The 9,262-nt window shown below is 68.2% G+C and carries 8 protein-coding genes; 3 read left to right on the plus strand and 5 right to left on the minus strand.

Translation table 11 applies throughout. The features are described 5' to 3' along the window. Positions 1–25: 25 nt before the first annotated feature. Positions 26–400, minus strand: coding sequence for a response regulator (locus V6M51_RS00885; RefSeq protein WP_332763810.1), 375 nt, complete (start codon positions 398–400; stop codon positions 26–28). 230 nt (positions 401–630) lie between these two features. Here V6M51_RS00885 and V6M51_RS00890 point away from each other — a divergent pair, with 230 nt between their 5' ends. After that, entirely contained in the window at positions 631–1,956 is a 1,326-nt protein-coding gene (locus V6M51_RS00890) for a serine hydrolase domain-containing protein (RefSeq protein WP_332763812.1), read from the plus strand. 15 nt (positions 1,957–1,971) lie between these two features. Here V6M51_RS00890 and V6M51_RS00895 read toward each other — a convergent pair whose 3' ends face one another. Continuing rightward, positions 1,972–2,574 (minus strand): hypothetical protein, encoded by a 603-nt coding sequence (locus V6M51_RS00895; protein ID WP_332763814.1) that lies wholly within the window; start codon positions 2,572–2,574, stop codon positions 1,972–1,974. Between the two features lie 161 nt (positions 2,575–2,735). Between V6M51_RS00895 and aspS the strand changes: the two genes are divergently transcribed. Beyond that, positions 2,736–4,514 (plus strand): aspartate--tRNA ligase, encoded by a 1,779-nt coding sequence (gene aspS / locus V6M51_RS00900; RefSeq protein WP_332763816.1) that lies wholly within the window; start codon positions 2,736–2,738, stop codon positions 4,512–4,514. Between the two features lie 18 nt (positions 4,515–4,532). Here aspS and V6M51_RS00905 read toward each other — a convergent pair whose 3' ends face one another. From V6M51_RS00905 to V6M51_RS00915, 3 genes are all read right to left on the minus strand, one after another. Further along, positions 4,533–5,450: a pentapeptide repeat-containing protein gene (locus V6M51_RS00905; RefSeq protein WP_332763817.1), complete on the minus strand. Its 918-nt coding sequence runs from the start codon at positions 5,448–5,450 to the stop codon at positions 4,533–4,535. A gap of 77 nt (positions 5,451–5,527) precedes the next feature. Further along, positions 5,528–6,016: a pentapeptide repeat-containing protein gene (locus V6M51_RS00910; RefSeq protein WP_332763818.1), complete on the minus strand. Its 489-nt coding sequence runs from the start codon at positions 6,014–6,016 to the stop codon at positions 5,528–5,530. An 83-nt stretch (positions 6,017–6,099) separates the two neighbouring features. Beyond that, positions 6,100–8,613, minus strand: coding sequence for a TSCPD domain-containing protein (locus V6M51_RS00915; protein ID WP_332763819.1), 2,514 nt, complete (start codon positions 8,611–8,613; stop codon positions 6,100–6,102). A 171-nt stretch (positions 8,614–8,784) separates the two neighbouring features. Here V6M51_RS00915 and V6M51_RS00920 point away from each other — a divergent pair, with 171 nt between their 5' ends. Then, the gene (locus tag V6M51_RS00920; RefSeq protein ID WP_305674480.1) at positions 8,785–9,180 is read left to right on the plus strand and encodes an NADH:ubiquinone oxidoreductase subunit NDUFA12; all 396 of its coding nucleotides are present in this window, start codon (positions 8,785–8,787) and stop codon (positions 9,178–9,180) included. Positions 9,181–9,262 lie beyond the last annotated feature (82 nt).

The following is a 9,262-nucleotide window of genomic DNA, read 5'->3' on the forward strand; positions in this document are numbered from 1 at the left end:
TCACCAGGTCGGCTCGGCGGAGCGCTCAGACCGCCTCCAGCCGGATCGCGCGATTCAACGCCGCGACGATCTGCTGGGGTGGGCAGGGTTTGGACAGGAAGGTCGAGTCGGCGACCCCCTCGAAGGCATGCCGCGCGGCCGCGGTCCCCGAGATGTAGATGATCGGCAGGTCGGGATAGGCGGCGCGGGCGCGGCGAGCGACCTCGAACCCGTCGGCCCCGGGCCCAAGGTCGATGTCCGTCACCAAACCGGACAAATGCGCGCCGGTGGAGATGGCCTCGAACGCTGCGGAAGCGCAATAGGTCGTCACCACATTGAAGTCCGCTTCGCGGAGTATTTCGCAGATGTCTAGATTACATATGAAATCATCATCGACAAATATTATGGTATGATCTGCCATATCCGCGTTCTCACTTTGATCATACAACCGATGAGATCGAAAATGTTTCCGTACAACCAGCAAATATTCCACTATGCTGAACACAGTTGCCCTTAGTTCGACCTATATTTGAACAAAATCCGCGCTTCGCTCGCGATCTGAGGTCGAGTCGAAGCGAAGGTTCGAGGCTGGTCCGCCTTACCGCCCGCGGGCTAAGCTCCGCGCAACAGGAAAACCGGCGGGAAAACATCATGACGCGCGGCGTCCATCTGCTTGCGACTGCTTTCGCGGTCGTGACGCTCAGCCTGACGGCCGCACCGGGCGCCCACGCCCGCGCCTCGGCTCTGACGGCCGCCGCCAGTCCCGAATCGGTGGGCTTCGACTCCCAGCGGCTGAAGAAACTGGACGACGCCATGGCCAAGGCCGTGGCCGACGGCCGGGTGGTGGGGATGCAGACCCTGCTGGCCCGTCACGGCCAGGTCGTGGCGACCAACACCTATGGCAAGATGAGTACGGCCACCGGACAGCCGATGCGGAAGGACGCCATTTTCCGCATCTATTCCATGACCAAGCCGATCACCGGCGTGGCCATGATGATCCTGTTCGAGGAGGGCCGCTGGCGGCTGGATGACCCGGTCACCAAGTTCTTGCCCGAGTTGAAGGACCTGAAGGTCTGGAAGGGCCTCGACAGCAAGGGTCAGCCGACCCTGGAGCCGGTCCGGCGTGCGCCCACCATGCGCGAGCTGATGAGCCACACGGCGGGCTTTGGCTATGGCCTGTCGGACCGCCACCCGGTGGACAAGATGTACCAGGAACAGCAGGTGCTGGGCTCCAACGGCCTCAAGGACCTGACCACCAAGGTGGCCGGCCTGCCGCTGCTGTTCCAGCCCGGAGAGCGCTGGTCCTACAGCGTCGCCGTCGATCTGCAGGGCGCCATCGTCGAGCGGCTGTCTGGCCAGACTCTCGGCCAGTTCATGGAGAGCCGCATCTTCAAGCCGCTGAAGATGACCGACACCGCCTTCATGACGCCGGCCGACAAGGTCGCGCGCCTGGCCGCCGTCTATGGGGAGGATCCCAAGACCAAGCAGGTGGTCGAGGCCGTGGTCGGTCCCGACAATCCCCAGGTGCAGGACTTCACCAAGCCGCCGCTCATGGAGTCGGGCGGCGGCGGCCTGGTCGGGACCACGGCCGACTACGCGCGCTTCGCCCAGATGATGGCCAATGGCGGCGAGCTGGACGGCGCGCGGATCCTGTCGCCGGCCTCGGTGGAGATGATGGGGACCAACCAGATCCCCGCCGCGGCCCTGGTGACCTCCAACGGCTCGGCCGCCTCGTTCTTCAATGAATCGATCGGCTTCGGGCTCGACGTCATGGTGGTCAACGATCCGCGACGGGCCGGCTCCCTGGAAGGCAAGGGGACCATGAGTTGGGGCGGGGCGGCCGGGACCTGGTTCTGGGTCGATCCCACCAACGACGTGATCTTCGTCGGCATGATCCAGCATTATGGCGGCGCGGGTGACCTGGGCGGCCTGTCGCGGACCCTGGTCTATCAGGCCCTGGTTGATCCGAAGAAATAGCTCTTCGGGCGCGCCCTACCTGTCGTCGTATGGGACCTTGGGCGCGGCGCAGGACTTCGTCTCCTCCGGCCGTGGCTTGTCGCTGTCGCGGATCCAGCACTCGTGGAGGACCGAGCAATAGCAGATGCGGGCCTTCAGCTTTGGCACGGTTGCGCGAAGGCGGGCCATTTGCTCGACCGACAGGACCTCGGGCTTCGCAATCAGGAAGACGAGCGTCTCCCGAGCCGGAAGCACACGATCGGTGACCGTGGAGGTGGAGAACTTGATGCGCGGCTCGCCGTCTCGCTGACAGCAGGCGTTCATCAAGGCCCTGCCATTGGCGAGCGCGCGGCCCTCATACAGGATCTCGAAGCTCTCGATCTTCGCGGGACCCACGCCGGAGTTCACGAGGACTAGGGTCAAGTCGCGCCCGCCGCTGAGGTCTCCGTTGCTGAAACCGAAATCGGCATAGGGCCAGGTCGTGGCCTCGACCATCTGCTCCATGGTCTTGCCGTGGTGGACGGCGACGAACAGGGAGATCACCGAGATCGCGATCGCCGAAACGCCCAGGACGATATCGAGCCAACGGCGGCCGGTATGGTGATGGTGGTGGTGCTCGTGGTCGGGACCGGGGTCCATCGGCGGCTCGTCGGTTGGAGTCGGCAGGCGCCGGGGGAAACGCCGATTTGTCACGCCCTTCGCGCGATGGTCAAGCTGCCGGAACGCGCGCCTCGCCTTGACTTTCGGGGGCCTACATGCGCCCTTCCGCGCCTCGATTTTCAGAGCCCAAGCGACTCCAAATGCACGCCTACCGCAGCCATACCGCGGGCGCCCTGCGCGCCGCCGACACGGGTCAGACCGTCCGACTTTCGGGCTGGATCCACCGTAAGCGCGACCATGGCGGTCTCGTCTTCATCGACCTGCGCGACCACTACGGCCTGACCCAGCTGGTCATGAGCCCGGAGACCCCCGGCTTCGACATCATCGAGCGCCTGCGCGCCGAGAGCGTGATCCGGATCGACGGCGAGGTCGTCGCCCGTTCGGCCGAGACCATCAACGCCAACCTGCCCACCGGCGAGGTCGAGGTGCGGGTGCGCTCCGTCGAGGTGCTGTCGGAAGCCGCCGAGCTGCCGCTGCCGGTGTTCGGGGAGCCGGACTATCCCGAAGAGATCCGGCTGAAGCACCGCTATCTCGACCTGCGCCGCGAGACCCTGCACAAGAACATCGTCCTGCGCTCGAAGGTCATCCACTCGATCCGCAATCGCATGATCGGCCAGGGCTTCCTGGAGTACCAGACGCCGATCCTGACGGCCTCGTCGCCGGAGGGCGCGCGCGACTTCCTGGTGCCCTCGCGCCTGCATCCGACCAAGTTCTACGCGCTGCCCCAGGCGCCCCAGCAGTTCAAGCAGCTGCTGATGGTCTCGGGCTTCGACCGTTATTTCCAGATCGCGCCCTGTTTCCGCGATGAGGACCTGCGCGCCGACCGCAGCCTGGAATTCTACCAGCTCGACGTCGAGATGAGCTTCGTCACCCAGGAAGACGTGTTCGCGGCCATCGAGCCGGTGATGCACGGCGTGTTCGAGGAGTTCGCCGACGGCAAGCCGGTGACGCCCTATCCATTCCCGCGCATCCCGTACCGGGAGAGCATGCAGAAGTACGGCACCGACAAGCCCGACACCCGCAACCCGCTGATCATGCAGGACGTATCCGAGCGGTTCCGCGGCGGCGGCTTCGGCCTGTTCGCCCGCATCCTCGAGGACGCCAAGAACGCCGTCTGGGCCATCCCGGCGCCGAAGGGCGGCAGCCGCGCCTTCTGCGACCGCATGAACAGCTGGGCCCAGGGCGAGGGCCAGCCGGGCCTCGGCTATATCTTCTGGAGCGAGGACCAGGGCGGGTGGGGCGGCCCGATCGCCAAGAACCTCGGCCCGGACGCCACGGGCGCGGTCATGGGCCAGCTCGGCCTGGGCGCGGGCGACGCCGCCTTCTTCGTGGCCGGCGATCCGAAGACCTTCGCCAAGTTCGCGGGCAATGCGCGGACCAAGGTCGGGACCGACCTGAAGCTGATCGACGAGGATCGCTTCGAGTTCGTCTGGATCGTCGACTTCCCGATGTTCGAGTGGAACGAGGATGAGAAGCGCGTCGACTTCTCGCACAACCCGTTCTCAATGCCCCAGGGCGAGATGGAGGCCCTGCTGACCCAGGATCCGCTGTCGATCCTGGCCTATCAGTACGACATCGTCTGCAACGGCTACGAGCTGTGCTCCGGCGCGATCCGGAACCACCGTCCGGAGTTGATGCTGAAGGCCTTCGAGGTCGCCGGCTACGGCTCCAACGTGGTCGAGGAGCAGTTCGGCGGCATGCTGAACGCCTTCCGCCACGGCGCGCCGCCGCACGGAGGCCTGGCGCCTGGCATCGACCGGATCGTCATGCTGCTGGCCGGTCAGACGGCGATCCGCGAGGTCATCGCCTTCCCGCTGAATCAGCAGGGCCAGGACCTGTTGATGAACGCCCCGTCGGAAGTCGAGGAGCGTCAGCTCAAGGAACTGCACGTCCGGCTCGCGCCGCCGATCAAGGTCTGACGGCGCGGGCGGAGACGCCTAGTCGTTCGCGACGATATAGCGGGGCGCGGGCGGGGCCGGCGGAGCCGGCGGAACCGCCGGCATGGCCTTGACGGCCGGAACCGGTGCGTGATGGGCGCCGACGAAGCGGATCTTGCGGCTGCACGAGCGCACGGTCAGGCCGGCCGGCAGCTTGGTGGAGGCGTCGCCGCAGGCTTCGTCGATCTGTTCCTGGTCGAGGCCCTGGGCGCGAGAGAGATCGACGCCGATGATGTGGGCGTGGCGCAGGCTGGCGTCGCGGAAGTCGGCTCCGGTGAAGATGGAGCCGATCAGATTGGCCCCGTCGAGGTCTGCGTCGCGGAACGAGGCCTGGTCGAAGCGGCCGCCGGACATCGTCGCGCCGGACAGCTCCGCGTCGCGGAAGCTGGCGCCGCGGGCGTCCACCCGGGTCAGGTTCACGCCGTTCAGGGCTGCGGCCTGGAAGCGGCCGGACGAGATGTTGGCCTTGGCGAAGTTGGAACCAACGGCCTCGGAATCCCGCATGTCGACGCGGGTCATGTTGGCCGAGGCGAAGTTGACGCCCTTGGCCTCCACCGAGCGCATCCGCGCGTCGACCAGCACTGCGGAGGCGAAATTGGCGCCCACCATCTCGGATTCGGAGAGATCGGCGCGCGATAGATCCGCGCCGGCGAAATTGGCACCGAAGAACCGCGCGTCGCGCAAATCCGAGCCGACCAGGGCCGAGCCGGAGAAGTTCGCGCCCATGAACTGGGCGCCGTTGAGCTTGCGACCGGAGAGCTCGCAGCGGCTGCAAGCGCCGCCGAAGGAAACCATCCGGGCCACGTCCTTGTCGCCGATGGCCGCGCTGGCCAGGCCGGGCGCGAAGGCGGTGGTGGCGGCGATCACGGCCAGCAGGGCGGCGAACCGGGGCGTCAGGGGTCGGGTACTACGATCCATGACCTGATGATGTGCCTGCACAAGTCGCGAGAGGCTACTTAATTCGCGGTAATTCTCAGCAACTTAGCGAACCGTTCTCAACAAGCGGGGATCCTCAGGCCCGGCGGCAGGCCGGTCGATGGATCGCCGCACGCTCGATTGAGTTGAGCTTGCGACAAGCCTTTGGCGCCGTTCAGGCTGGCGCCGGAAAAATTCGTCCCCTCCAGCTTCGCGCCGGTGAAATTCGACCCCACCAGATAGGCGCCCACGAAGTTGGCGTGGGTGAGATCGGCGCTGGAGAAATTGCCGCCGGAAAGCACCGCCCCGTAGGCCTCGACGTCGCGCAGGTCGGCCCCGGTGAAGTTGGTGCGGTTCATGACCGCCAGCGACATATCCGACTGGCGCAGGCGCGCGCCGGCGAAATTGCGGCCCTGGACCTCCAGTCCGGTGAAGTCGGCCTGGAACAGGTTGCACTTGGGGCAGCTCGCGCCGCGCTGGGCCTGGGCGATCTGGCCGCTGTTCTGAGCGGCCGCGGGAACGGCCGCCACGAGAAGGGCCAGGCCCAACATAACTACCGGCGGTTTCATGGCGGTCTCCGACCCGATGACCGCCAAGGTCTACAGGCCAAGCTTTAAGACCTGATTGATCGTGAACGCGGCTGATCGGCCCTCTAACCGGTCATGTCCCCGCCGTGACCGTCCGCCCGCACGCCGCAGGTCTCGCAGATCAGGCTGGCGCCCTTGCGCACCACGGCCACGTCGCCGCAGGCGGCGCAGACATCGGCCTCGAGCGCGTTCGGCGGCTGGCCGCGTTCCTTGGCCGAGGGCAGGAAGACCAGGTTGTCGGGCGCCGCGCCGCGGGCGAAGCCGCGGGAGATGAAATGGCTGGCAGGTTGGGGTTCGCCGAGGTGCTCCTCGGCGTCGTCCAGCTTGCCGCGTCCCAGGCCGTCGGCGTTCAGCTCCCCAGGATCGGCGTTGGCGAGGTCGTCGCGGGCCAGATAGGACACGCCCAGTTCCCGGAAGATGTAGTCCAGGATCGACGTCGCCGAGCGCACTGAGTCGTTGCCGGTGACTGGTCCGGCGGGCTCGAACCGCGTGAACACGAAGGCGTCGACGAACTCCTCCAGCGGCACGCCGTACTGCAGGCCGATGGAGATGCCGATAGCGAAGTTGTTCATCAGCGATCGGAAGGCCGCGCCTTCCTTGTGCATGTCGATGAAGATCTCGCCCAGCTCGCCGTCGTCATACTCGCCGGTGTGCAGATAGACTTTGTGGCCGCCGACCGCCGCCTTCTGGATATAGCCCTTGCGGCGGTCGGGCAGTTTGCGGCGGGTGCGGTCTCGCTCGACGATGCGCTCGACGATCCGTTCCGGGGCCGGGCGCTCCTGGGCGTCGGGACCAAAGTCGCGGGCGGCGCGTGGCGGCGGCTCGGAAGCCCGGGGCAGGTCCAGCGACAGATCGGCGGGGGCCGGGGCGCGGCGGACGCGGATGGCGGTCACGCCGGCGCGGGCCGCGGCGCTCATCAGGGCGCGGGCGTCGGTGGGGGTGGTGTCCCACTCCATCTCCAGGTCCGGCATGGCGGGGGCCGAGAGGGCCGGCTGGATGGCCGCCAGCAGGGCGAAATAGGGAAGTGGGCCCAGGTCGTCGGCGGTGCGGAACACCGCCTGCTGGGCGGGGGTCAGGAATTCAGCCTCGGCGAGCGCGCCTGAGCCCAGGGCGTGCTCTTCGGCCTGGGCCACCTCGGCGTCGGCGAAACCCGCGAGCTTCAGGACGTCGAACGAGGGATCCGCCAGGTCGGCGTCGGTGGCGCCCAGCACGTCGCAGAGGAACCCGGCGTCGATGGCGGCGAAAGCGTCGGATAGCCGCGTGGCGAAGGGCAGGGCGGCCTCGGCCGCGGCGATCTCGTGGTCGGTGAAGCCCTTGGCGCGCAGGGCCGCGTGGCTCACCCCCGGGGCTTCGGAAAGGTCCAGGCGGCCCAGCAGATGCGCCCGGGCCTGGGCGATGTCACCGCCCAGGACGGTGAGGCCCTGCAGGCTCGCCTCCGACAGGACGCGGGCGATAGCGCCGTCTTCGGTCTCGGCCACGGTGATCGGCCCGAGCCAGGGCGCGGCCGAGGCGCCGGCCCCGCCAAGCCGCAGGGCCAGCTCCGGATCGTCGAACACCGCCAGGCCGCCGTTCAGCTTCACGCCACTGGAGATCAGGGCGGAGCTGGCTCGCCGATAGAGATCCTGAGCCGCGCCGCGTCCAGCCGGCGAATCATAAGCGAGGCCCTGGGCCACCAGCCAGTCGGCCACGCCGGCGAGGCCAAGCGCCGCAGGCCGGTCGTCGGCCGCCGCGGCCAGGGCCACGCCCAGCAGCGCCACGGCGGCGTCGAAGGCCGGCGCGTCGAAATCCTGTCCGGCGCCGAAGGCCAGGACGTTGAGCGCGCCCCGCACCCCGCCCCAGCTGCGCGCCACGGCCTGGCCGGCCTCGGCGGAGAACACGGCGGCCACCGCGCCGGTCTCCCAGGCGGCGACGGCGATGCGGGCGTCGGGTTCCTCACCCGCCACGCAGACCAGCTCCAGGCCGTCCACGTCGCTGAACACGGGCTCGAGCGCCGACCAGTCGTGCTCGCCGGCCCTGGCCAGGGCCACGGCGTCCAGGATCATGGCGTCGGTGGCGCCGGCCGCGCGGGCGGCCTCGGCGGCGCGGGCCAGGCTGGCGTTGGCGCGGACGTCGGCGCAGGCGGCGGCGTCGCCCTCGCAGCGCAGGATGGCGTCCATGACCGCCTGCAGCCGGGTGGTGAGCTCGCGTATGGCCGCGCGGGCCATGGCCCGGCCGCGATGCTCGGCCCGCAGAGTGACCAGGGCGCCGGCGAACTCGCCATCGGCGGCCTGGACCAGCGGCATGCGCTGGCCGAGCCGGGGCGCGGAGATCGCCATCTGGCCCGAGAGCATGGCCGCGCCCAGGTCGCGCCGGAATCCACCGCGCGAGCGAGCCGAGTCGAACAGGCCGGCGACGTCGCCGCGCTGGACCAGGTCCTCGGCGTAGCGGAAGAGGGCGGCGGGAAGGTCGGGGGTCTCGTCCAGCCAGTCGAGCCAGGCCTCGACCCGCGCGTCGGTCCAGGAGGCGGGCGCCAGCACCTCGGCGACGCTCGCGGCGCGCTCCAGAAGCCGTCGCTCGATCCTCGCCGTCTCGCTACGCATGCATGGTTCTCCCAAGCCGCGAGTCTAGGGAGAGCCGCCTTGTCGAGCAACAGATGTTGTGGTCGCGGCCATGACCATCCCCAACATATTGCGACGCTTGGGTCGCTGGACGCCCGAGGGCCCGGGACCTATAGTCCGCCCGCTTCGTAGCTCTGTCCGGAACTCCCAAACGTGCTCAAAGATATCTTCACCTGGTGGAACGGCGCGACCATCGGCATCCGTTTTACAGTGGGTCGCCGCGGCGTCTTCATCGGCCAGGACGAGAACGGCAACAAGTACTACGAAGCCAAGGACACCAAGGATTCCTATGACGGCCGCAAGCGCCGCTGGGTGATCTTCGACGGCTATGCCGAGGCCTCCAAGGTCTCGCCCGACTGGCACGGCTGGCTGCACCACACCTTCGAGGAGCCCCCGACCCTCGAGCCGCTGAAGCGCCAAGCCTGGGAGCGGGATCACATCCCCAACCTGACCGGTACTGTCCACGCCTGGCGGCCCAAGGGCTCCATCGCCCGTGGCGGCGAGCGCCAGAAGGCGACCGGCGACTACGAGGCCTGGCGGCCGGAATAGTCATGGCGCGGCGTTCGATCCTCGCGGGCCTCGCGGCCCTGGGCTGGGCCGCCGCGGCCGGCTCCGCGCACAAGTGGGGCGG

Source organism: Phenylobacterium sp. (assembly GCF_036677185.1).
Taxonomy (GTDB): Bacteria; Pseudomonadota; Alphaproteobacteria; order Caulobacterales; family Caulobacteraceae; genus Phenylobacterium.